Source organism: Allochromatium humboldtianum (assembly GCF_013385175.1).
GTDB lineage: Bacteria > Pseudomonadota > Gammaproteobacteria > Chromatiales > Chromatiaceae > Thermochromatium > Thermochromatium humboldtianum.
The window spans coordinates 1-21,924 of sequence record NZ_JABZEO010000029.1 but is presented as its reverse complement, the minus strand read 5'-3'; the positions used below and the strand labels follow the sequence as shown (position 1 = coordinate 21,924).

The window sequence follows — 21,924 nt, the reverse complement described above, 5'->3', positions numbered from 1 at the left end:
CGCTTAAAGTGAGGCTTGAGCAAGAAGTCGATGCCGCGCGCCGTATCGAGATCATCGAGCAGGAACTCTGTCCACCCGAACCCCAACTGCTTGACACATGCGTTCTACAGAATCTTGACTGGGTCGACCGCCGGATTGCGTCGGAGGGTTCCATTACGTGGGATGACGAAGCAGTCGCCGACCTCACGGAGAGGTATGGCGGTGAATTAGCGAACGACCTCATAGACCTCGGCATTCTGTACAAGGAATTCGAGGATCGTTCTGGCTATCCCTGGCTGGTTTCCCGGGCTGCCCAAGGGGAAGCGAGTCTCGCCGATGGAGTCAAAGGCATGAGGCTCTTATCGCTGCTTGGCTTCTTTCGTGGCCACCATGATGACTGGTCCGACGAAGTCTATCCTGGTATCGCGAAGGGACTGTTGTTCGCTCGTCGACGCATTCGGGTGTCGCCGCTGCTGCTCCGTGGGTTAGGCGTGACGTCTATGGACGAGATCCATTCCGCAACAGGCCCGCTGTCATTTCTTCCGGATGAGGGTGACAGGATGGTTGCCGCTGAGGCCTTGATCGCGAACGTCCCGGTCTTTTTGACAACAGACCGGCGAACATTTTGGAAGCACCGCATTGAACTCGATGCCTTTGGGTTGGCGGTTATGCGCCCGACAGAACTGCTCAAACTGTACGAACCGTACTGGCAAGCGCTTGACGAAGAGTTCATGCGGCGTAGTGCCATGGCGGCGATGAAATCGAAAGATCCAACCGCGGGAACATGTTTGAGAGAAAGAGGATGATATGGCGCTGACCATTGGCGAGACGACCCAGCAACTCCACCGCGCTCTGCGCGACTACATCGAGGCCACGTACCATGTGAGCCATCCGACGCTTGTCGTTCAGCGCAGCGCGCTTCTTGACCAGATCGGCGTCATCCACCAGCGCCCGTACCTAGAGAGCACACCACGCTACAAGCCGGGAAAGAAGTTCGCAGAACTCGGCCTTCCGGCAGCGGCGCTCGACATCTTTACGTCGGTCTCGGCGCCTCAGGGCGATCTCGGGCTGCTGATCCACAACCCGCCCTACCAGCACCAAGCACTCTCGACACAGCTTTCACTCGTCGAAGGGCACAGCCTCGTGGTGATGACCGGCACCGGCTCGGGAAAGACCGAGTGCTTCCTCTTGCCAATCCTCGGCAAACTCGCCACCGAAGCCAAGGCCAAGGGTAAGGAGTTCGGCGAGACTAGCGCCGTGCGCGCGATGGTGCTCTATCCGATGAACGCACTCGTCAACGATCAACTCGGACGCCTCCGGCTGCTGCTGGGCGATCCGCGCATCGTCCAGCGCTTCGTCGGCTGGTCCGGGCGCCCCGCCTGCTTCGCGCGCTACACCAGTCGCACGCTGTACCCCGGCGTTCGTGACAAGGACAAAGACCAAGACCGCCTGAAGCCGATCGGGAAGTACTACGTGAAGGCTCTTGAGGTCGCTTCGGGCCCTCCGTCTCCGGAGCAAGCGGCGGCCACGCACCTCGTGGACGAACTGAAGGAGCGCGGCAAGTGGCCAGCGAAGCCTGATCTCGCGGCGTGGTACGGCAAGGGTCGCTGGCTCGACAAGAACGGCGACTTTAAGCGCTGCATCACCCTCCCGGAGGACCCTGAACTCGTCACGCGCCACGAGGTCCACGCAGCGCCGCCCGATGTGCTCGTCACGAACTACTCGATGCTCGAGTACATGCTGATGCGCCCGCTCGAGCGGCCTATCTTCGATCGCACGCGCGAATGGCTGGAGAAGAACCCTGACGAACGCTTCCTCCTTGTCATCGATGAGGCCCACCTCTATCGAGGTGCGCAGGGCGCCGAGGTGGCGCTGCTCATCCGGCGCCTGCGCACACGGCTCGGCATCCCGCCAGAGCGCCTTCAGGTGATCTGCACGAGCGCCAGTTTCAAGGACGCGGACTACGCCGTCGACTTCGGCGCGCAGCTCACCGGCAAGGATCCCGCCGACTTCCACAAGGTGCAGGGTGACCTCCTCGAGCGGCCCGGCGCCGCGAAGGGGACGGCTGCGGACGCCACTGCCCTTGATGCATTTGACCTCAACGACTTCTACGAGGCCACCAACGATCCTGACCGCGTCAAGGTGATCGAGAGCTTCCTCAAGTATCGTGGGATTGCGCCGCCGTGGGACTTACAGCCCTCACTGTACAAGGCCTTAGAGTCGTTCGGTCCGATGTCGAGGCTTGTCAACTCGACAATGAAGGAGGCGCAGCCGGTCGACGAACTAGGCGCTAGGCTCTTCGAGGCGGGCGTCGCGGCAGACGTCGCCGCTCGAGCGGTGACAAACCTCATCGCGCTGGGCAGCGTGGCGCGCAGGGACCCGACGGAGCCAGGCCTGCTGCCGTGTCGCGTCCACTCGTTCTACCGTGGTCTCGCGGGCCTCTGGGTCTGCATGGACCCGAACTGCACCAGCCTCCCGGTGGCTCAGCGTGGAGGCCCTGCGGGCAAACTCTACAGCCAACCGCGCGACACGTGTGACTGCGGGGCCCGAGTGCTGGAACTGTTCACATGCCGGAACTGCGGGACCGCGCACGCTCGCGCGTACACCAACAATGTCGATAACCCGGACTTTCTCTGGGCGGAGCCCGGTGGCGCGTTTCGAACGTTGGCTGGATTCGTCGATGAGATATCTCCGCTCGACATTCTCCTCGAGAAGCCCGTCTTCAATGACTTGGCGGAACCCGCTGAGTATGACCTGATCACTGGCCGGCTGAACCCGCAGAAGCTCGGAACACGGAATAGGAAGGTCTACATCCGAGCGGGGCGGACCCAGCCCGTGACGGACGATGAGCCGCAGGATGCGAACCCGGGCGAGTTCCGGCCCTGCGCCGTATGCGGAGAGCGCGCGGCGTTTGGGCGCACGTCCGTCCAGGATCACCAGACTAAGGGCGACCAGCCATTCCAAGCGCTCATCGCGAAGCAGATCCAAGTGCAGCCCCCGAGCCCAGTGCCCGCGACCCGCCTCGCGCCGCTGCGCGGGCGCAAGGTCCTCATCTTCTCTGACTCGCGACAGACGGCGGCGCGCCTCGCACCGAACCTGCAGACCTACTCGACGCAGGACGCGATCCGCCCCCTCATCGTCGCGGGCTACGAGCGGCTGTCGAATACGGCCGCGATCGCCCCGTACCTCTCGCTCGACGACCTGTACTTCGGCGTGCTCATCGCAGCGAAGGAGTTGGGCGTAAGGCTCCGGCCAGAGCTAAAGGCGGGCGAGAGCTTCCAGGACGAACTCGACGTGGACGCCGCCATCAAGAGCGGGGCGCTGACGAACCCTGCGGCGTTGATGCCGCTCTGGGGCAAGTTGCGCGCATCGCGACCACCGGAGTCGTTGCTGCGCGCGATCGTGAACTCACTGGGCGACCGATACTACGGCCTCGAAGCGCTCGCGATCGCGTCGCTCCGGGAGCGCGGCGACCACACGACATGGGTCGAGGCGCTGCCGGACATCCCTGGCTTCGCGACCACGCCAGAGCAGAAGCTGGCAACCGCGCGCTCATGGATGCGGTGCTGGGGCCGCGCCGGCCTGTGGATGAGCCAGATGCCGCCCGCGTGGCGCAACTCGAGCCGGCAGTACCAGGCGCGCTCGGGCAAGTTCGACGAGATGGACCGGCTCATCGCGGACAAGCCCGCGCGAACGTTCTTCAACAAGGAGTGGCTACCCAAGCTGCTTCAGCGCTTCGGAGAGCAGGTCGCGCCGAACAAGTTCTACCTGAAGGGCAGCGAACTCTCGCTCTACGTCGGCGGTCCATGGGCGTACTGTCAGTCGTGCAAGACGGCGCAGCGCCCGTTCCCCGGGCGCACGACCTGCGTGAACTGCGGCCAGCCCACCGCGACGGCAATCGATCCGAACACCGACAAGGTCTTCGTCGCGCGTAAGGGCTACTACCGCGCGAGCACCGTCGATGCCCTGAAGGTCCCGCCGTCGCCGCCGATGGCGCTCATCGCCGCGGAGCACACCGCCCAGCTCAACACTGCGCAGGCCGACGAGGTCTTCTCGAAGGCGGAGGAGCACGAGTTGCTCTTCCAAGACGTGGACCTCGGCAACGACGGGACCGGCCATGATCGGCCGGCCATCGACGTGCTCTCCTGTACGACGACGATGGAGGTCGGTATCGACATTGGATCGCTCTCGGGTGTGTCGCTGCGGAACATGCCGCCGGCGCGCGCGAACTACCAGCAGCGCGCGGGTCGCGCCGGTCGTCGAGGGAACGCCGTTGCGACCGTCACGGCCTTCGGCAGCGCGGACAGCCATGACGAGCACTACTTCTCGAACCCCGACCAGATGATCCGCGGCGCAGTCGACGATCCGCTCCTCACGCTCGACAACGCCGAGATCATCCGACGGCACGTCACCGCATACCTGCTGCAGCGCTACCACCAGGACAAACTGCCCACCATCAACCCTGAGGAGCAGCCGCACCTCTTCGCGGTGCTCGGCACCGTGGCTGACTTCAAGAAGTCCGCGAAGGTGCTCAACCGATGGGACCTGAAGAAGTGGCTCGAGGCGAACGAGGAGAGCCTGCGCGCTGAGGTCGACGCTTGGCTCCCGCAGCAGTTCTCGGCTGCAGAACGGAAGCGCCTCCTCGACGAACTTGTGCCAAAAACGATGCAGCCGATCGACGCGGCGATCGAGTTCGAGCCTCCGGCAAGCGCGGCAGCGTCTGCGCCGGCAGCCGCGCCCGCTCCCGGCGCCGCAGAGGACGCGTCTACGGCTGCGAGCGCAGACACCGCGCTCGAGGCGCCTGATGAGGCGGGCGAGGAGAAGCCGGGGCGTGACCCAGCCTCCGAAAACCTGCTCGACCGGCTTCTCTACCGGGGTGTTCTCCCTCGCTACGCGTTCCCGACCGACGTCGCCACGTTCCACGTGTTCGACCCCGTCAACTCGACGATGTATCGGCCCGCTTTTCAGTTCACGCCTTCACAGGGCCTCACCATCGCGCTCTCGCAGTACGCGCCCGGCAAGGAGGTCTGGATCGGCAACAAGCTCTGGACCTCCGAGGCAATCTACTCGCCGATGCGCGATGACCGATACCGCGCCTGGCTGGGACGGCGGCTCTACTACGAGTGCAGTTTGTGCCACTATGCGAAGACCACGACCTTCGAGGATGGCTCGCGTGGCGAGACCAAGGACTGCGAGGCGTGCGGTGGCGTGGGTACCTTTGGCCCTGCCACGCAGTGGCTCCGCCCGCCTGGCTTCGCGCACCCTGTGGGCAAGCCGGAGGGCACCTCGCCCGACGACATGCCCGCGAAGAGCTACGCAACCCGCGCGAAGTTGACGGCGCCGACCCCCGCGGACGCCTCGAAGTGGAAGCAATTAAACGAGCGCCTCCGGGTCCACCACACGCGGCAGCACCTGCTCGTAACGAACCGAGGTCCGCGGGAGGAGGGCTACACGTACTGCACCAAGTGCGGGCTCATCGAGCCCACTGCGAACCCAAAGGGCACCGTCGCGGCGGCGCACCGAAAACCGTATCCGGACATCAAGGAGCCGATGTGCCCCGGAGGAGGCGCGACGAAGGGCTTGGTCCTCGGTACGGACTTCATCACTGACGTCTTGCTCGTCGCGATCCGCGTCGACGCGCCTATCACGCTCGTGCCCGGCGTGCTCGCGACCGACGTCGCGCTGCGCACGATCTGCGAGGCGGTGACCAAGGCAGCGTGCGCGCGGCTTGAGTTGGAGGCGAACGAACTTCAAGCCGAGTACCGCCCAGCGCTCACGCCAGAGGGCCGCGCGGGGCTTGAGTCGGAGATCTACATCTACGACACACTGCCCGGCGGCGCCGGCTTCGCGAAGCGCGTTGGGGATATCGGGCTCCCGATCTTCGAGGACGCGCTCAAGCTTCTTGAGGTGTGCCCGGACAACTGTGACCGTTCCTGCTACCGCTGCCTTCGCAGCTACAAGAACAAGTTCGAGCACGACCTCCTCGACCGCCATCTCGGGGCGAGTTTGCTGCGGTTCATCCTCAACAACTCGGCCCCGACGCTGAGCCCGGATCGCGTCGCGCACTCGACCAACCTCCTGTTCGAGGACCTCGATCGGCAGGACATCGAAGGGCTCACACTCGAGCGCGACAAGAAGATCTCGGTCGCGGGCCTCGGCGACGTCATTGCGCCTATCCTCGTGACGAACGCGAGCGGCACGCAGTTCGCCATTGGGCTGCATGGTCCGCTGACGCCGAACGAACCGACGGACGCGGACCTCAAGGACATCATGGAGTACGCGACGTCGCTGACCGTCCACCTCGAGGATGAATTGGTCGTGCGGCGCAACCTCCCGTTTGCCACGCAGAAGCTCATCGAAAAGCTCGGCTGAGGAGTCCCGGTGAGCACGAACGAGAAGACGCACTGGCGCGTCGTCACACCGGCAACGTGGCCCGCTCCACCGGCCGAGATGAGCGTGTCGACGTACGCGGAGATCGAGGAGTGCCCACGGCGCTGGGCGCTCAGCTCTGCCGAGTATCCGGAGCTTTGGGGCGGGCAAGGCTACCCGCCGAAGCTCCAAGTCTCTGCGCTGGCGGGCAGCGTCGTCCACTTGGCGCTCGAGATCATCATGAAGCAGCTTATGCGAGCGGGCGTGCCTTCGCTGAGCGACCCGAGCGCGCCGCAGGTGCTGCGGGAACTCGGCGGATACACGCGCTTCGTGGAGGAGTGCGTCGAGCGCATCCTCAAACGCTATATCGACAACCCGCGCGCAGGCGCGTTGATGGAGCACGCACAGCGGGCCCTGCGCGGCCAAGTGCCGACGCTTCGAGCGCGCGTACAGTCGATGCTGAGTCGACTTCGGTTGCCGAATAGTGCTCCGCCAGCACCTGCCGCGTCAGCGCCGAAGTCGGGCGGACCACCGCCACGGCTCCCGCTCGTGAACGGGATCTACCCCGAGGTAGAGGTCCACGCGAAGAGCATCGGGTGGAAGGGGAAGATCGATCTCCTTGTTCTCGGCGACAACGCGTGCGAGATCACCGACTTCAAGACCGGCGCGACTGACGAGGCGCACAAGTTTCAGGTCCGCGCGTACGCCGTGATGTGGCGGCTCGACGACGAACTGAACCCGTCGGGGCGCGTAGTGGATCGGCTCGTGCTCGCGTACGAGCACCAGGATGTCGACGTCGCACCGCCGAGCGCGTCGGAGATTGATGGGTTCGGTCGTGAACTCCTCGCGCGCCGGCAAGGAGCGGAAGCTGCGTTGGCCGCGCATCCTCCTTCGGCACACCCGAACACCGAGACGTGTCGTTATTGCGGGGTGCGCCAACTCTGCGACGCGTATTGGACCGGTGCCACGCAGGTGGTCTCGGATGACGGACGCTTCGGCGATGTCGAGTTGAAGATCACCGGGCGTCACGGCCCGACGAGTTGGGACGCTGTAGTCGTGCGCGCGCGTGATCTACCAGCGAAGACGCCCGCACTGCTGCGGCTCCAACAGCACGACGAGTTCAAGGAGGGCACCCGGGTGCGCGTGCTCGACGGCGCGCTTGCCCATGACTCAGAAGACGATGCTGCTCCCGCCATCGTCACGCTTGGTGTGCTCAGCGAGGCATACTACGAACCGCTTGGCGATCAAAATGAACTTCTGGGGTGTTGACTGAACGGGAAAGATAACGGTTGGCTCAGGAAATCCAGATCATTGATCCGAGCTATCTCACGCCCTGCTGTTGGCCCGGTTGTTGGCAGAGCGGGGAGCCTACGATAATTCTAGGGGAAAGCTCGCATTTCCCCAGGAGGGGGGCATGAATCAGCAGACGCAGCCATCACCAAGAGAGCATCATTTCTACGTTGCGATAGCCAAGTTCCTTTTCCACCATCCGGAGCATGGCGTTGTATCAGTGCGGGACCCGATCAAGGTCAAGGACGCCGAGCGGTACTGGCTCAGCCCCCTCATACTCTATGGATTGACCGTTGCCGGGTTGCCCATTCGGTGGATGACCTTTACCCCGGTCGATCAGCCCAGGGCCTTCCGGGATGTTCTTTTGGATGCGTGGCGTAACGCCGAGGGCTTGCGTGGCCGACCGGACATTCTGCGGATCAACCGCCACCTCGCGACAGCCAGCCCTGAACTGGCACGGGATATGGCGGAAATCGGAGTCCAGGTCGAGGTCGCCGATGCCAAGGAGAAATCCCTTCCGGCTTCCCTGCGCTCAGCCCAGGACTCCAGCCGGTGGCTGCTGAGGAAGCACGACGGAAAAGACCAGTCTCTTACCGGGTCCATCCAGGCCCTTTGCCGGGACGCTCAAAATGACCACGATTTTCGTGTCAGGGATGGTCACAGAGGTGTGAACAGCCGCGAGGTCGAGGACAGAATCCAGCAGTGGCTGGCCTTACCGGCGCAAGTACCGGTGCCAACAATGACAGGTGGGCTCGACTGGGAACCCGGTCCATGGATGTCGTCCTGGGAGACCTCTCTGCCGCCCGATCAGCCCCGTTATTTCAACCTCGACAGGTTCGATGGCAGGACTTGGCTGGTGACAGGTGAGAAGGCACCGAAGGACATCGTTGAGGATGATGATTTCTGGGCCGACAGTGACTATGACAACGCAGCCGAAATCGCCAAGAACCTCGTGGCGTGCTGGCCCAATTCGCCTGCAGACGTTGCCAAGTGTGCAGGGATCACCCTGCGGGAACTTCAATGGTTCACCTCGGGAAAGGCTCCCCTGGACCGACATGCACGCTTTGACCTGGAAGACTTGCTCGGCATCGAATACGACGAACGCATGGGTAGTTATGTAGGGGCCGGGCCTTATGTCCTGGTGGCCCACAAGCCCCAGGCCATCAAGGAGGTCTACGAAACCATTTCCAAAGGCGGAGACGCACGTCCCTGTGAGATTGTCCCTCGCCAGGGAGCCGCAGACCCAAGCTGGCGATACGTGTTGATCAATACGTATGGAGAGCCACCGAGCATTGTGATGGCACCTCGCGGAGCAAATATCACGGAGCGTCTTCCGGACTTGCTTATGAATTATGACGGCATCAGGACTGTCGCTCCGGAGTTCTACCGGGATGTCGTTTCTACCTGCGCCCGGGCCTGCCGCGAACCTGCCGTCAACATCCGGGAGATGAAAGACTTTGCGAAACGCTACGAAGCGCACTGGGCAGATTGCGCCTGGCAGCCGGAGTGATCTACATATACTTCTTGAACGTCGCCGCCGCAATGCACACCACCACCCCCAACAGCACCGCGCTGGGCAGCAGGATCAACAGCGGGTTCACGCTGACCGGCAGTGCCAAGTAAGTCACCCACGGCAGCACGGCCAGCGGGATCAGGCTGGCCCTGGCGCGGTGATAGATGAACCCCGATTCGCGGCCCGCACCGAAGCGGCGGATGTCCCGGCGCACCAGCCCGTCCACGAGGCCGACGAAGGCGGCCATCAGGAACAGCGGCAGGGTCAGGCACAGCACCAGCAGCCGCACGAGGAAGACCAGCGTCGTGTAGGCCGCCGCGATCAGGTAGCTCTCCACGTTCACGTAGACCAAGCCGATGTAGTAGCGGAAATCCTTGGTCGGGCGATGGCTGCCGGCGCTGGCTTGCGCCGAGGCGTCGCGTATCCAGTCCAGTAGGCCGCTTTTCACGAACAGCCAGTCGTAGCCCTGCTCGACCAGCCGGTGCGCGGTGCGCCCCGGCTCCTGCACCAGCGCGCTGCGCGTGAAATGCGTGGAGAGCTGATCCAACTCGTAGTGCAGCATGCCCTGCGCGTGGCGCCAGCCCTGCTCGGGCCAGAAGAAGTGCATGCCGACGCATTCGATCAGGATGCACAGCAGCAGCGCGCCGCACAGCACGCCGAAGAAGCGGAACGGCAGCGTGACCAGGCCGGCGATCAGCCCCTGCTGTCGTTGCTGCTGGCGCTGGGCCGCGACGGCCGGATCGCTCATGCTTCGGCTTCTTCAGCGGCGGCCATCTGCTTGAAGTCGTCCAGCAGGTCGTCGGGCAGCGCCTTGTCCTGCAGGCCGGGGATGCCTTGGTTCTCCCACCAGTCTCCTGCCTCGACGTAGTGCTGCCGCATGTAGCCGGCCAGCTCCTGCAGATCCTTCGGCATGGCTTCGTCGGGGTCGGGTGCCGGCAGCGGCATGCGGACTTTCCAGAGGTTGCCGCCCTCGATCAGCGCGAAGCATTGCCCCTTGGGCAGCGCCACGACATGCGCGGGCTCGATCAATGGCACGCTGGTCGTGCTGATGCGGTCCAGGGTGTTGGACGTGAAGGCGGTATTGCCGTGCGGGTCTGAGCTGTCGGTGGCGCCGCTCATCAGTGCGGTGGCGTACACCTCGACCTTGGGCAGTTGCCGCGTCAGCAACTCGGCGGTGGCCGTCTCGCGCACGCGCAGCATGAACAGATTGTTGAAGTTCCCGACCACCTGGCCGGCCTTGGCACGGTTGCCGATGCGGGCCTCGATGTCGCTCAAGGTCTGCGTGTAGGCCGTCACCTGCACGCCGGCACCGCCGCCCTTGTTGACCATCGGAATGAACTCGTCGCCCATGAGTTCATTGAATTCGTCGGCATGGACGTTGATCGGAATCTTGGCGCTCACCGCGGCGCCGGGCAGCCCGTCGTCGATGCCGAACTTGTAGATGTGCCCGGCGACCGAGACCAGATCGCTGAACATCGAGTTGCCCACCGCCGCCGCGACTTCGGCGTCGGACAGCGCATCCAGCCCCACGTAGACCACCGCACGTTTGCGGATGACCTGCATCCAGTCGAAGATCGGCCGCGGGTCGGACAGGTCGGAATAGTTCGGTGCGAGTAGTTGCGCGATCTTGCCGGTGGTGAGCTTCTCCAGCAGCGGCAGCAGCGAAGCGACGATCTTGTCGAAGTACGTCCGGTCGTAGCGCACGGCGCTGCGCAGGCCGTCGAGCACCGGGTCATAGATGCGCACCTGGGACAGGTACTGTTCGAGGGCCACCACGCGCTTCTCGCGCCCGATCATGTTGCGCGGGATGTTCTTGTCGTTCAGCTTCGCTTCGAACTGGACGATGACCTCCCAGGCCTTCGGCTCGTTCCTGGCGAAGTAGTGCTGGGCGTACTCGATGAACAGCGCGTCGATGTTGATGACGTGGCGCTGGATCAGCAGGTAGTCCGGCCGCTGCCCCAGTTCGACCAAGGCACGCGCGATGATGTTGACGAAGCGTCAGGCGAACTCGCGGAACGCGGCGCTGTTGCCTTCGCCCGAGAGCTGTCCGGCGATGCGCGTGGCCACCTCGGAGATCCGCCCGAACCGGCCCACGGCGTTGTAGCGCGCCGAGATGTCCGGCCAGCCCAGATGGAAGACGTAGAACTCGCCTTCGCGCCCGGCGCGCTTGGCCTCGACGTACATGCGCTTCAACAGGTCCGCATCGCCCTTGGGGTCGAAGACGATCACCACCTCGTGCTCGCCGCAGACCTTGCGGCGGATGTCCTGGGTGATGAACAACTCGGCCAGCCGCGTCTTGCCCACGCGCGTGGTGCCCAGCACCAGGGTGTGGCCGACGCGCTCGCCCAGCGGCAGGGTGACGTCGACCTCGTGCGGCTCGATGCCATGCAGGCGCGGCATTCCGCCGACCGGCGGCAGCGGTCGCGCCGGGTTGAGCGGGCTGTCCCAGGCCAGCGCGCGCGCCAGCGTCGAGACGGGAAACGGCGCGAACTCAAGCTGCTCCTCCAGCCGCCGGGCGGCCCGGTAGATCGCCGTCGGCTCGACATAGCGGCGGAACTCCGGCCGGTAGGTCTGCATCAGCCGGTGCGTGTGTCGCTGCTCCCAGCGAAAGCCCCGGCCGACGAACAGCCGTTGCTGACTCACCGGCACGTCGCGGCTGGTCATCACGTAGTGCGGCAGGCGGCGGATGTTGCGGCGATAGCGCAGGATCACCCAGGCATCGCGCAGGCGAATCGCGCCGAAGGTCAGGAAGGCCAGCGCCGAGCCCAGGCCGAGCAGCGGGTTCAGTGCGAGTGACCACGGTGCCACCAGGCACAGAATCGCGGCGCCGGTGCAGACCGCCACGGTATAAAGCTCCACCGCTGGCCGCAGCAGAACCTCGACCGCATGCGGTTGGGCCATTTGAGCACCTACGGCTCGATGCCGGTGGACGTGATGAGCGCCGGGTAGTGGCGCAGGCCAAGGCGCTGGGTCAGGTCATCGCCGGAGGCCGGCGAGAGGGTCAGGCCGGGAGCCAGCCTGCGCAGCGCCGTCAGCGCGGCCATCGACTCCACGTTGATCACCAGGCCCACGGCCTGCAGCTCGCGCAGTGTCGCCTGCCGCTGCCGCAGCCAGGCGCGCGAACGCTCGTCGTCGCCGATCAGGAACAGCGCCGTCAGGCCCGGCGCCCGGATGACGCGGCGCTGCACCTCGCCCGGCGACAGTTGCGTCGAGCGCACCGGCAGCATGGCGGCTTCGGCGTCGGCCGAATTGCCCACGCGAGGGGCCGGCATCGAGGCCGGCGGTGCGGCCTGATCCGGCCGGGGATTCAGGGACTGGTAGTACGGCAGCGCGGAGGTGCCGCCGCGGTCTTCGACGACGATCAGCGGCGCGGAGACGGTCTGGGCGAAGACGGCGGTCGTGGACAGCAGCCCGATGGCGGCGATGAGGACGATGTGGTTCATGGCGTGGTGACCTGGAGGGTTGGAACGGGAACGCCGGGGTCGAGCACGCGGGTCAGGTGCCGGTGCACACTGCGCCGGTAGCGCGCCGCTGGTGCCCCGCCGGCGGGCCGGTGGTAGCGGCCGATGGCAAGCAGCCAGTCCTCGCCCGGCGTGTGCTGTTCGCGCAGGATTTCCGCGGCGATGGCGAGGTTGCGGTACGGGTCCAGCAGTTCGCAGGGCTGCGTGTAGCGATGCGCGTGGTAGCCGAGATTGATCTGGCCGAGGCCGGCGTCGATGCGATTGGCCGGCGTGTGGGCGAGCGCCCGGTGCAGCCCCGCACAGGCTTTGGCGCGGGTGGCGTATCGCTGTGGCGTGCCGGCGACGTTGAGCGTCCACGGCCAGGGGATCAGGCGCCCGCGCAGCATGGCGCCGCTCTCCTGCAGGGCCACGGCGTACAGGACCGGCGACGGCACGCCCGCTTGATGTGCGGCGATCTGGTAGGCCGGCGGCGGCACTTCCCGGGCAGGTACGCTCGTGGCCTGGACGCCCAGCATGAGCACCAGCGCTGCCCGCGCGGCTATTGCCGCTGCCATTGGCCGTTCACCTCGCGCACCACGGCCGGCAGGTCGCCGGGCAAGCCAAGAGACAGCCAGCGCCCGGCATCGTGATTGAGCGTGATCGTGCGTGCCCGCACCCGGGCGGGATCGATTCCGGCCCGGGTCGCCCATTGGCGGATGCGGGCATCGTCCTGGCGGCTGCCGACCATGTAGAGGTCGAACACCAGCCCCGCGGCCTGCATCTGCCGCACGCGTTGGTCGCATGCCGGGCACTCCGCCTTGACGAAGACCGCCAGCCGCCCGGAGCCGGTGTTGCCGGCACCCTGCGCCTTGGCGCCGGGCAGGCTCACACGCGGCTGGCCGGGAAACAGGCGCTGCCAGGCCGCATCGTAGGCCCGCTGGTAGGCCAGCATCTTCTCGACGCGGCGGGCCTCGACCCGAACCTGCAGTTCGGCGTAGCGCCTGCGCTCCTCTTCCGAGCGGGCCTCGATGCCCAGTGCAGTGAGCGGATCGAGGTTGGGCGAGTGGATGCCGAGTGGTCCCTGCATGATCCGCCGGTAGCGTGTCCACTCCTCGCCGTTCAGGCCCCAGTCGCGGGCGGAACGCTCGTCGAGCAGGGCCTCGGTCGAGGCCCTCGCCTGACTCGCGATGTTCCGCGAGTCGCGGACGTCCTCCTGCTGTTGCGCCCACCCGGCGGTGCCGATGGTGGCGAGCAGGGCGACGAGGAGGCCGCAGCGCATGCCCATGGTTACTTCTCCAACTGAACCGGGATGCGCCGAAGTCGCCCGTCCATCCGGAAGACGCCGCCGGTGGCTTCGATGGCGTCCAGTTTCCAACCGGCCTCGGTGTCGCCCTGGCGCAGCAGGCGTACCCGTGGCAGGTCGGTGGCACCCTTGGGCGAGATGGCGAGATATCGTTCGCCGCCGCGCAATTCGACGCCGACGACGTCGAACGGCGGTTCGGGTGGCGTGGTCTCGACCGGCGGGGCTGGGCGAGGGCGAGGCGCGGCTGTGGGCGCAGGCGAACGGAGCCTGCCGAGCCTGGCCTCGATTCGCTGCACGCGCTCCAGAAGCGCGCGCGACTCGGCGGCCTGGTCCACGTGGACCTGCGCGGCTTCGAACTCGTCGAGGCGCTGCCGCAGGCTCTGGATATCCGCTCCCGGGTTGGCCTGGTTCACCGCGTCAAGTCCGCGCTCTGCTGCGGCGACCCTCTGTTCGAGGGTGGCCATGTGCTCGGTCATGTGTTCGATCTGCCCGGTGCGCGTCGTCTCGTGTACCCGGTCGGAAAGCCTGCTCAGGCCCACGCTGTTCACTGCTGTCACAAGGCTGAGGATGCCAGCCCAGGCGGCGGCGATGCGCGTCCAGGAAGCGCGGCGCGGTGTCGAGAGGGATGCCTCGGCGTTCATGGCAGCACCCCATGGGATGTCGCCGGCGAGTCCGAATCCTCCGCCCGCAGCGGCTTCAGGGGCTCGTCGGGGGACGGCGCCTCGGATGCCCCGGCAACGGGCCTCCGACGATGGTGAAGGCAGACTTCCCGGTTGGAGTCGTCAACCGCGAGATCCCAGGCCGGGCCGGCCAGGACCAGCAAGGCATCGCGCAGAAGCAGCGGCCCGAGACGCCTGTGCGCCGCCGGCAGCGGCGAGGTGAAGAGCACCCCGGTCCCGGCCGTGGCGTCGCACAGCCGATATCCGGAATGGAGCAGGACATACCGCATCGCGTCGCCCACCGACGCGTTCGCGTCCGACGGGATGGTAACGTCGATGACCTGCCGCATCAGGTCGCGCTGCGGTATTTCCGGAACGAGTTCCACCAGGGTGTAGCGGCCGTACCTGACGACCGGCACCGGATTGCCCGGCGGCTTGTTCTGGTCCGACGCCACGTTGGCGCTGGCCGTCCCATCGGGTTTCCCATTCGTTGTCGCGCAGCCTGCCGACAAACCGGCCAGCAGACAGACAATGGCAAGATGAGACAGAATCCGAATGCGAGCGGGAGGCATGGAGAACTCCGGTGAGTGATATGCGCTCACCATGACAGGCCCCGCCCTGCGGGGCAGTCACAAATGCGGATTCTCCCGCCTCCTTATTTGTCATCATTGATGACGAAATCAACGCGCGGAGCCGAACACGATACGTAAATGGGAGAAGCGAATGCGTTACGCCACCAAGAGGTCAGACCTGATCGGTATGCCGATAGGCTGAAACGGAATCGTGCCGCGGAATGGCACGACCATTCGACGGGGCCACGGATGCAATCACGCTTATTGGCAGTCCGTGGCTGCCGATGGCTTGCCTTGGAATGAGTTCGTTGCCTACGCTCCGGCTGGCAGGGTAAACTAGTCCATCAGCCAGTCCAGAGACTGGTTTGGGTTTCGGAAAATCGATTTAGACTCAACAACCTTGGAGTCGGATTCGATTCCCTTCACCCGCTCCAATCCGCTCTCGCTTGGATCCTTGAACTCCGAGCGCTTCCGATCCTCCCCGACCGTCCCGTTCGCGATCAACCATGACCCAGTCACCGGAGGAGTTTGCATCCATCGTGCTGGACTGGTTCGACCGGCACGGTCGCCATGACCTGCCCTGGCAGCACGATCCCACGCCCTATCGGGTCTGGGTCTCCGAGATCATGCTGCAACAGACGCAGGTCAGCGTGGTCATCCCTTATTTCGAGCGCTTCATGGCGTCCTTTCCGACGCTTGCGGATCTGGCGGCAGCCGAACTCGATGCCGTGCTGGCGCATTGGTCGGGGCTGGGTTACTACGCGCGAGGACGCAATCTGCATCGCGCGGCGGTGCTGATCCGGGAGCGGCATGGCGGCGTCTTTCCCGAGGACTTCGCGGCGGTCGAGAGTCTGCCGGGCATCGGGCGCTCGACGGCCGGGGCCATTCTGTCGCTGGCGTGCGGGCAGCGTCATCCGATCCTCGACGGCAACGTCAAGCGGGTGCTGGCGCGCGTCTTCGGCGTCGACGGCTGGCCGGGACAGAGCGCGGTGCTGGCCGAGCTCTGGCGGCTCGCCGAGCGCTGTACGCCTCGGGTGCGCGCGGGCGCCTACAATCAGGGAATGATGGATCTCGGGGCCACGCTCTGTACCCGCGCGCGGCCGGATTGTGCGCGTTGCCCGCTCGCTGGGCGCTGTGTCGCTCAGCTCCAGGGACGACAACGCGAGCTGCCGGCGCCGCGTCCGCGCAAGGAACTGCCGACGCGCGCCACCACCCTACTCGCCATCCTCGATCCGGCCGGCGAGATCCTGCTCGAACGGCGTCCGCCGACCGGCATCTGGGGCGGACTCTGGAGTCTGCCCGAGACCGATGTCACGGCCTCTGACGTCGCGTCGATCGCCGATTGGTGCCTGGATCGGTTCGGCGTTCGACCCGAGTGGGTTGAAAGGCTCGCCGAGCGCCGTCATACCTTCAGTCACTATCATCTCAGAATCGAACTGGCCCGAATCAAACTTGAGGCCTATCCGTCGCGGGTTCAGGACGGCGTCGGTTGGTGCTGGAGTCCACTGGTTCGGGTTGGCGAACTCGGGCTACCCGCGCCTGTCGCTCGGATCCTCGCCGATCTGAATCGTGCCTGAAGCCCGAATCCGGCACGGTCGGTCCTGGCCTGTTTCGACGCCGAGTGCTGAACGCTGTCTTGAGTGAGGAACTGATGCCCATGAGCCGTACCGTCCACTGCATCAAACTCGGCCGCGAGGCCGAGGGACTCGACCGCCCCACATACCCCGGCGAGCTGGGCCGGCGCATCTTCGAGCAGGTCTCCAAACCCGCCTGGCAGGACTGGCTGCGCCATCAGACCATGCTCATCAATGAAAATCGCCTCAGCCCGATGGATCCCAAGGCGCGCCGGTTCCTCGAAGAACAGATGGAGCGCTATTTCTTCGGCGAAGGGGCCGAGACGCCGTCCGGCTATACGCCGCCCTCGGCCTGAGGGCGACTGATCCGGACCAGCCGCGTCAAGGCGAATTTTCCGGTCCGATAGTCGACAGACGTCTTCAACACCCCGGATCTTCCGAGAGCATCTCGGCCTGACTGCGCAGATAGGCGCCGGCGCGATAGAGTCCGACCAGGGTCTTGCCGTCGGTGATGGTGCCGTCGTCGCACCAGTCGAGCGCCTGACTCAGCGGCATCCAGTGGATCTCGATCACCTCGCCATGCTCGTGGGCGTGCGGCAGTTCGGTCAGACCGCGCCCCAGCCACAGATGGATGACCTCGTCGAAGATGCCGGGCGAGCTGTACATCGGACCGAGATCGATCCAGTCGTCGGCCTGCAGGCCAGCCTCCTCGGCCAGCTCGCGGCGCGCGGTCGACAGCGGGGTCTCGCCCGGATCGAGTCGGCCCGCCGGCAGCTCCCAGATCCAGCCCCTGGCCGCGTGACGGAATTGACGCAGCAGACAGACGCGCTCCTGCTCGTCGAGCGCCACGGCCGCCGCGCCGCCCGGATGGCGCACCATCTCCAGGTCGACCTGACTGCCGCCGGGGAGTTCGACTGTCTCGACGGCTACGTCGATGACCTTGCCCTGATAGATCGGTTCGCGTTTCAGGATGTCGCCTTCACTCATTTCAGAGTCTCCTCGATGCGCGCGATTCGGAGTCGCGGGGCATCTCTCGTGTCGTGAGGGGGTTACACTAGTCTCCCCGCGCGGATTCGACAAGATCGGGGGCGCGATTCGAGGGCGGTTCGGGCCATGCAGTCACGCAACCGTCATCGATCGTCAATAAAATCGACCGTCTTTCAGCGGTCCTGTTACAGCGCGGACCGTGCTGTTCCATTTCAGTCTTCAGGTCCATTCCCCATGACCACCATTCTTGTCATCGATGACGAGCCAGACATCCGCGAGGTGATGCGGTTCGCGCTCGAGAGTTCGGACTTCCGCGTCATGGAGGCCGGTCACGCCGACGAGGCGCGCAAGCTATTGAGCGCCGAGACTCCGGATCTCATCCTGCTCGACTGGATGCTGCCCGGACGCTCCGGGCTGGAGCTGGCCCAGCAGCTCAAGCAGAGCCCCAAGACCAAGTCGATCCCGATCATCATGGTCAGCGCGCGCGGCGAGGAAGAGGATCGGGTCAAGGGACTCGACACCGGCGCCGACGACTATATCGCCAAGCCCTTCTCACCGCGCGAGATGGTGGCGCGCGTCAAGGCGGTGCTGCGGCGCGCCAAACCGGACGAGGCCACCGACGAGATCGAGATCGGCGGTCTGGTGATGGACAATCTCGGGCATCGGGTCACGGCCGAAGGCCGCCCGATCGAGGTCGCGCCGACCGAATACCGGCTGCTGCACTTCTTCATGACCCATGCCGACCGCGCCTTCAGCCGCTCGCAACTGCTCGATCAGGTCTGGGGCGATCAGGTCTATGTCGAAGAGCGCACCGTCGACGTGCATGTGCGTCGTCTGCGCAAGGCGCTGGAGCCGACCGGACATGACCGGCTGCTGCAAACCGTGCGCGGCGTCGGCTATCGTTTCTCGGACAAGACTTGAGCGGCGCGCGCTATCGGCTGGCGTCGGTGCGGGGCGATCTGGGACGGGCCCTGCTGCTCGATCTCGGGTTGCTGCTGGCGCCGGTCGCGCTGGGCCTGCTCATCACCGAATTCGGCGTCGATCCGGCCTGGATCTGGCCCTGGATCCTGCTCCCGCCCCTGCTGCGTCATCCCTGGCTGTTGATCCGGCTCGCGCTCCTGATCCGGCGCCGGCATCGGCTCGCCCCGCCCTTCCCGCTCGGACTCTGGGGCGAGGTCTATCGCGGGATCGCACGTTATCAGCAACGCGGGCGCAAGAGCCGCAAGCGTCAGATCCGCTTCAGCCGGCGGTTTCGCGAGGCGGCCAATGCGGTGCCCGACGCCCTGGTCATCCTCGACAAACAGCATCGCGTCGAATGGGCCAATCCGGCGGCGACCAAGCTGATGAACATCCGCTGGCCCGAGGACGACCGGCGTCCCTTCACCGAGATCCTGACCCAGCCCGAGATCCTGCCCTTCATCGAGGCGGGCGAATACATGCGTCCGCTCGACATCGCCCCCGAGCACAACCGCGCCATCATGCTCTCGCTGCGCATCACGCCCTTCGGCGAGCGCAAGAAGCAACGGCTGGTGGTCGGGCGCGACATCACCAAGATCTATCATCTCAACATGATCCGGCGCGACTTCGTGGCCAACGCCTCGCATGAGTTGCGCACGCCCCTGACCGTGATCGCCGGCTTCCTGGAGACCCTGCTCGACGCGCCCGGCACCCCGGCCCAACATCGACGTCCGCTGACCCTGATGCGCAACCAGACCGATCGCATGTGCTCGATCATCGAGGATCTGCTGACGCTCTCGCGGCTGGAGATGCGCGAGAGTTCCGAGGAGCAGGAATCCGTGGACGTCCCTGACGAGCTGCATCTGATCCTGCAGGAGGCGCAGGCGCTGAGCAATGGCCGGCATGATTTCGAGAGCCGGGTCGACGAAACACTGCTGCTGCTCGGCAGTCCGCCCGAACTGCGCAGCGCCTTCTCCAACCTGGTCTTCAACGCCGTCAAGCACACGCCCGACGGCACGCACATCCAGGTCGTCTGGCAGCGTGGGATCGATGGAGTCGAGTTCAGCGTCAGCGACGACGGTCCGGGCATTCCGCCCGAGCACCTGCCGCGCCTGACCGAGCGCTTCTATCGCGTCGACCGCGCGCGCTCGCGCGAATCGGGCGGAACGGGTCTGGGTCTGGCCATCGTCAAGCATGTGCTCAACCGGCACGATGGACGGCTCAGGATCACCAGCGAGCTTGGACGCGGCTCGCGCTTCGTCTGCCGCTTTCCGGGCAAACGCGCCCTGATCCGGGACGATCGCGACGCGATTCCGGTCGATGAGCTTCAGATAAGGGAAAGTGCGCACCTGAACCGGTCGTAGACCAAATCGGCATGGGGCGTCTGGAACCGGCCTGTCTCACTTGAGGTATGACCGCAAGACGCTGACCACCTGTTCGAGATCCTCGCGCCGCTCCTCGGGCGTGCGATCCTCCGCGTGCAGGTGGTCGCGCAGATGCCCCTCCAGCACCTGCGCCATCAGTCCATTGACAGCGCCGCGAATCGCGGCGATCTGCTGGAGCACGGCCGAGCACTCGCCCTCCTGTTCGAGCGCGCGCTCCAGGGCGGCGGCCTGACCCTGAATCCGGCGCACGCGCGCGAGCAGGGCGTTTTTCTCCTTGACGGTATGCGGCATGATGTTCGTCTTGCTGTGATTTAGGGTACAGGGGTACAGTATAGGCGATGATCAACATCGAGGTCGCCCATGATGCAAGACACCGCCGAGCTTGAACGCTGGCAACACTCCCACGTCTTCGACGAAGGCAATCCGCTCGCCGAGCGCAATACGCGCTGGGTGGTGTGGCTGACAGCCACCATGATGGTCGCCGAGATCGCCGGCGGCTGGCTCTTCAACTCCATGGCGCTGCTCGCCGACGGCTGGCACATGAGTTCGCATGCGTTCGCGCTCGGACTCTCGGTGCTGGCCTATTGGGCCGCGCGCCGGTTCGCGCAGGATCCGCGCTTCGCCTTCGGCACCTGGAAGATCGAGATCCTCGGCGGCTATACCAGTGCGCTCTTTCTGGTGGTCGTCGCCGGATTCATGGTGTACCACTCCGTCGAGCGACTGCTGGCGCCCATGCCGATCCACTACGATCAGGCGATCGGCATCGCCGTGCTGGGTCTGGTAGTGAATCTGGTCTGCGCCTGGCTACTCAAGGACGGACATGGGCACCACCACCATCATCATCACGATGGACATGGCCGCCATGACCACCATCACGACCTGAATCTGCGCGCCGCCTATCTGCACGTCCTGGCGGACGCGGCGACCTCGCTGTTTGCCATCGTGGCGCTGTTCGGCGGCAAGCTGTGGGGCGCGGCCTGGCTCGATCCGGTCATGGGCCTCGTTGGGGCCGCGCTGGTGTCGATCTGGGCCTATGGGCTGTTGCGCGATACCAGCCGGGTGCTCATCGACGCCGAGATGGATCGCCCCGTGGTGGCCGAAGTCCGCGAGGTGGTAGCGGAGCTGCCGATCGAGGCCGCGATCGCCGATCTGCATGTGTGGCGGGTCGGCCGGGACAAGTACGCCTGCCTCCTTTCACTGGTGGTGACGGAGGCGCTGGAGCCGGACGTAGTCCGGCAGGCGCTGAGCATTCACGAGGAACTGGTCCACATCACCGTGGAAGTCAATCGTCACTCTGGCCGCAGTGTCATACAGACCAAACCCTGATCGTCGGCCAGACTGCGACCGCCCTCGCCCATCTCACCTGACTGGCCGACTTCAAGCCGATGACACAGGACGCCGTTCCTTTCGTGAGTTGACAACACGAACGGCCGTGCCGAATCTGGTGTTCAGGAGGCCTCAGCCGAGGGCCGACATCGGAACACGCCGCTCATCATCGTCATCGGACGAAACAGCGGAATCAGACGACCGCGAACCCTGGAACGCCAGATTGACGCGATCGCGCAGTTCCTTGCCTGGCTTGAAATGCGGGACGTATTTGGCGGCCAGGGCGACCGACTCACCCGTCTTGGGATTGCGTCCGATGCGCGGCGGGCGGTAGTGCAGCGAGAAACTGCCGAATCCCCGGATCTCGATCCGTTCTCCGGTAGCGAGCGCTGTGCTCATGCGTTCGAGGATCTTTCTGACCGCCTCCTCGACGTCTTTATAAGGGAGATGGTCCTGGTCGGCGGCCAGAATGTCGATCAGCTCCGATTTCGTCATGGGGCGACTCCTGGAAAAATCGATCGGGGGCCCCCCCGGGGCGGCGCGGCCCCCCCCACCACATGGTGTAGAGGC

The 21,924-nt window shown here is 65.3% G+C and carries 20 protein-coding genes; 9 read left to right on the top strand and 11 right to left on the bottom strand.

Annotation, left to right across the window (positions count from 1 at the left end; genetic code table 11):
• The 4 genes from HW932_RS20530 to HW932_RS20515 form a co-directional block, all read left to right on the top strand.
• A partial coding sequence (locus HW932_RS20530) for a hypothetical protein (RefSeq protein ID WP_176978327.1) occupies window positions 1–785 on the top strand: 785 nt, incomplete at its 5' end.
• A gap of 1 nt (window position 786) precedes the next feature.
• Window positions 787–6,351 carry a DEAD/DEAH box helicase gene (locus HW932_RS20525; RefSeq protein WP_176978326.1) on the top strand — a complete coding sequence of 1,855 codons (5,565 nt, stop codon included), beginning with the start codon at window positions 787–789 and terminating at the stop codon, window positions 6,349–6,351.
• A gap of 9 nt (window positions 6,352–6,360) precedes the next feature.
• Window positions 6,361–7,617: a PD-(D/E)XK nuclease family protein gene (locus HW932_RS20520; RefSeq protein ID WP_176978325.1), complete on the top strand. Its 1,257-nt coding sequence runs from the start codon at window positions 6,361–6,363 to the stop codon at window positions 7,615–7,617.
• A gap of 145 nt (window positions 7,618–7,762) precedes the next feature.
• Window positions 7,763–9,148 carry a hypothetical protein gene (locus HW932_RS20515; protein ID WP_176978324.1) on the top strand — a complete coding sequence of 462 codons (1,386 nt, stop codon included), beginning with the start codon at window positions 7,763–7,765 and terminating at the stop codon, window positions 9,146–9,148.
• A 1-nt stretch (window position 9,149) separates the two neighbouring features.
• Here HW932_RS20515 and HW932_RS20510 read toward each other — a convergent pair whose 3' ends face one another.
• The 8 genes from HW932_RS20510 to pilL2 are packed head-to-tail and all read right to left on the bottom strand — an operon-like array spanning window position 9,150 to window position 15,125.
• Window positions 9,150–9,899 carry a TIGR03747 family integrating conjugative element membrane protein gene (locus tag HW932_RS20510; RefSeq protein ID WP_176978323.1) on the bottom strand — a complete coding sequence of 250 codons (750 nt, stop codon included), beginning with the start codon at window positions 9,897–9,899 and terminating at the stop codon, window positions 9,150–9,152.
• On the bottom strand, window positions 9,896–11,137 hold the full coding sequence (gene traD, locus HW932_RS22225; protein WP_425485136.1) for a conjugative transfer system coupling protein TraD: 1,242 nt from the start codon (window positions 11,135–11,137) through the stop codon (window positions 9,896–9,898). The genes HW932_RS20510 and traD overlap by 4 nt, the downstream gene beginning before the upstream one ends.
• Window positions 11,138–11,149: 12 nt before the next feature.
• On the bottom strand, window positions 11,150–12,052 hold the full coding sequence (locus HW932_RS22220; RefSeq protein WP_425485135.1) for a P-loop NTPase family protein: 903 nt from the start codon (window positions 12,050–12,052) through the stop codon (window positions 11,150–11,152).
• An 8-nt stretch (window positions 12,053–12,060) separates the two neighbouring features.
• Window positions 12,061–12,594 (bottom strand): integrating conjugative element protein, encoded by a 534-nt coding sequence (locus HW932_RS20500; RefSeq protein WP_176978322.1) that lies wholly within the window; start codon window positions 12,592–12,594, stop codon window positions 12,061–12,063.
• Window positions 12,591–13,166, bottom strand: a complete 576-nt coding sequence (locus tag HW932_RS20495; protein ID WP_176978321.1) for a lysozyme family protein — start codon at window positions 13,164–13,166, stop codon at window positions 12,591–12,593. The genes HW932_RS20500 and HW932_RS20495 overlap by 4 nt, the downstream gene beginning before the upstream one ends.
• A complete protein-coding gene (locus HW932_RS20490; protein ID WP_176978320.1) occupies window positions 13,151–13,876 on the bottom strand; it encodes a TIGR03759 family integrating conjugative element protein in 726 nt (241 codons plus the stop codon). Before HW932_RS20490 ends, HW932_RS20495 begins: the two co-directional genes overlap by 16 nt.
• 2 nt (window positions 13,877–13,878) lie before the next feature.
• The gene (locus HW932_RS20485) at window positions 13,879–14,535 is read right to left on the bottom strand and encodes a hypothetical protein (RefSeq protein ID WP_176978319.1); all 657 of its coding nucleotides are present in this window, start codon (window positions 14,533–14,535) and stop codon (window positions 13,879–13,881) included.
• On the bottom strand, window positions 14,532–15,125 hold the full coding sequence (pilL2, locus tag HW932_RS20480) for a PFGI-1 class ICE element type IV pilus protein PilL2 (RefSeq protein WP_176978318.1): 594 nt from the start codon (window positions 15,123–15,125) through the stop codon (window positions 14,532–14,534). The genes HW932_RS20485 and pilL2 overlap by 4 nt, the downstream gene beginning before the upstream one ends.
• Before the next feature lie 506 nt (window positions 15,126–15,631).
• Between pilL2 and mutY the strand changes: the two genes are divergently transcribed.
• Together mutY and HW932_RS20470 are read left to right on the top strand one after the other, a co-directional pair.
• Entirely contained in the window at window positions 15,632–16,702 is a 1,071-nt protein-coding gene (gene mutY, locus HW932_RS20475; RefSeq protein ID WP_176978317.1) for an A/G-specific adenine glycosylase, read from the top strand.
• 80 nt (window positions 16,703–16,782) lie between these two features.
• Window positions 16,783–17,055 (top strand): oxidative damage protection protein, encoded by a 273-nt coding sequence (locus HW932_RS20470; protein WP_176978316.1) that lies wholly within the window; start codon window positions 16,783–16,785, stop codon window positions 17,053–17,055.
• A gap of 64 nt (window positions 17,056–17,119) precedes the next feature.
• Here HW932_RS20470 and HW932_RS20465 read toward each other — a convergent pair whose 3' ends face one another.
• Window positions 17,120–17,686 (bottom strand): NUDIX hydrolase, encoded by a 567-nt coding sequence (locus HW932_RS20465; protein ID WP_176978315.1) that lies wholly within the window; start codon window positions 17,684–17,686, stop codon window positions 17,120–17,122.
• A gap of 234 nt (window positions 17,687–17,920) precedes the next feature.
• Between HW932_RS20465 and phoB the strand changes: the two genes are divergently transcribed.
• Both phoB and phoR read left to right on the top strand, forming a co-directional pair.
• Window positions 17,921–18,607, top strand: a complete 687-nt coding sequence (phoB, locus tag HW932_RS20460) for a phosphate regulon transcriptional regulator PhoB (RefSeq protein WP_176978314.1) — start codon at window positions 17,921–17,923, stop codon at window positions 18,605–18,607.
• Entirely contained in the window at window positions 18,604–20,007 is a 1,404-nt protein-coding gene (phoR, locus tag HW932_RS20455; protein WP_176978313.1) for a phosphate regulon sensor histidine kinase PhoR, read from the top strand. Before phoB ends, phoR begins: the two co-directional genes overlap by 4 nt.
• 36 nt (window positions 20,008–20,043) lie before the next feature.
• On the opposite strand, the gene HW932_RS20450 is transcribed toward phoR, so the two are convergent.
• Window positions 20,044–20,319, bottom strand: a complete 276-nt coding sequence (locus tag HW932_RS20450) for a metal/formaldehyde-sensitive transcriptional repressor (RefSeq protein ID WP_176978312.1) — start codon at window positions 20,317–20,319, stop codon at window positions 20,044–20,046.
• A gap of 69 nt (window positions 20,320–20,388) precedes the next feature.
• On the opposite strand from HW932_RS20450, the gene dmeF reads away from it, so the two are divergent.
• The gene (gene dmeF / locus HW932_RS20445; protein WP_281358228.1) at window positions 20,389–21,354 is read left to right on the top strand and encodes a CDF family Co(II)/Ni(II) efflux transporter DmeF; all 966 of its coding nucleotides are present in this window, start codon (window positions 20,389–20,391) and stop codon (window positions 21,352–21,354) included.
• Between the two features lie 132 nt (window positions 21,355–21,486).
• Here dmeF and ihfB read toward each other — a convergent pair whose 3' ends face one another.
• Window positions 21,487–21,849, bottom strand: coding sequence for an integration host factor subunit beta (gene ihfB, locus HW932_RS20440; protein ID WP_176978311.1), 363 nt, complete (start codon window positions 21,847–21,849; stop codon window positions 21,487–21,489).
• Window positions 21,850–21,924: the final 75 nt, after the last annotated feature.

Coding starts and splice junctions, on each gene's coding strand:
- HW932_RS20470 (WP_176978316.1), top strand. CDS start 16,783: ATGAGCCGTACCGTCCACTGCATCAAACTCGGCCGCGAGGCCGAGGGA.
- ihfB (WP_176978311.1), bottom strand. CDS start 21,849: ATGACGAAATCGGAGCTGATCGACATTCTGGCCGCCGACCAGGACCAT.
- HW932_RS20525 (WP_176978326.1), top strand. CDS start 787: ATGGCGCTGACCATTGGCGAGACGACCCAGCAACTCCACCGCGCTCTG.
- HW932_RS20485 (WP_176978319.1), bottom strand. CDS start 14,535: ATGAACGCCGAGGCATCCCTCTCGACACCGCGCCGCGCTTCCTGGACG.
- phoB (WP_176978314.1), top strand. CDS start 17,921: ATGACCACCATTCTTGTCATCGATGACGAGCCAGACATCCGCGAGGTG.
- HW932_RS20500 (WP_176978322.1), bottom strand. CDS start 12,594: ATGAACCACATCGTCCTCATCGCCGCCATCGGGCTGCTGTCCACGACC.
- HW932_RS20450 (WP_176978312.1), bottom strand. CDS start 20,319: ATGCCGCATACCGTCAAGGAGAAAAACGCCCTGCTCGCGCGCGTGCGC.
- HW932_RS20490 (WP_176978320.1), bottom strand. CDS start 13,876: ATGGGCATGCGCTGCGGCCTCCTCGTCGCCCTGCTCGCCACCATCGGC.
- dmeF (WP_281358228.1), top strand. CDS start 20,389: ATGATGCAAGACACCGCCGAGCTTGAACGCTGGCAACACTCCCACGTC.
- HW932_RS20510 (WP_176978323.1), bottom strand. CDS start 9,899: ATGAGCGATCCGGCCGTCGCGGCCCAGCGCCAGCAGCAACGACAGCAG.
- mutY (WP_176978317.1), top strand. CDS start 15,632: ATGACCCAGTCACCGGAGGAGTTTGCATCCATCGTGCTGGACTGGTTC.
- HW932_RS20495 (WP_176978321.1), bottom strand. CDS start 13,166: ATGGCAGCGGCAATAGCCGCGCGGGCAGCGCTGGTGCTCATGCTGGGC.
- HW932_RS22220 (WP_425485135.1), bottom strand. CDS start 12,052: ATGGCCCAACCGCATGCGGTCGAGGTTCTGCTGCGGCCAGCGGTGGAG.
- pilL2 (WP_176978318.1), bottom strand. CDS start 15,125: ATGCCTCCCGCTCGCATTCGGATTCTGTCTCATCTTGCCATTGTCTGT.
- HW932_RS20465 (WP_176978315.1), bottom strand. CDS start 17,686: ATGAGTGAAGGCGACATCCTGAAACGCGAACCGATCTATCAGGGCAAG.
- HW932_RS20515 (WP_176978324.1), top strand. CDS start 7,763: ATGAATCAGCAGACGCAGCCATCACCAAGAGAGCATCATTTCTACGTT.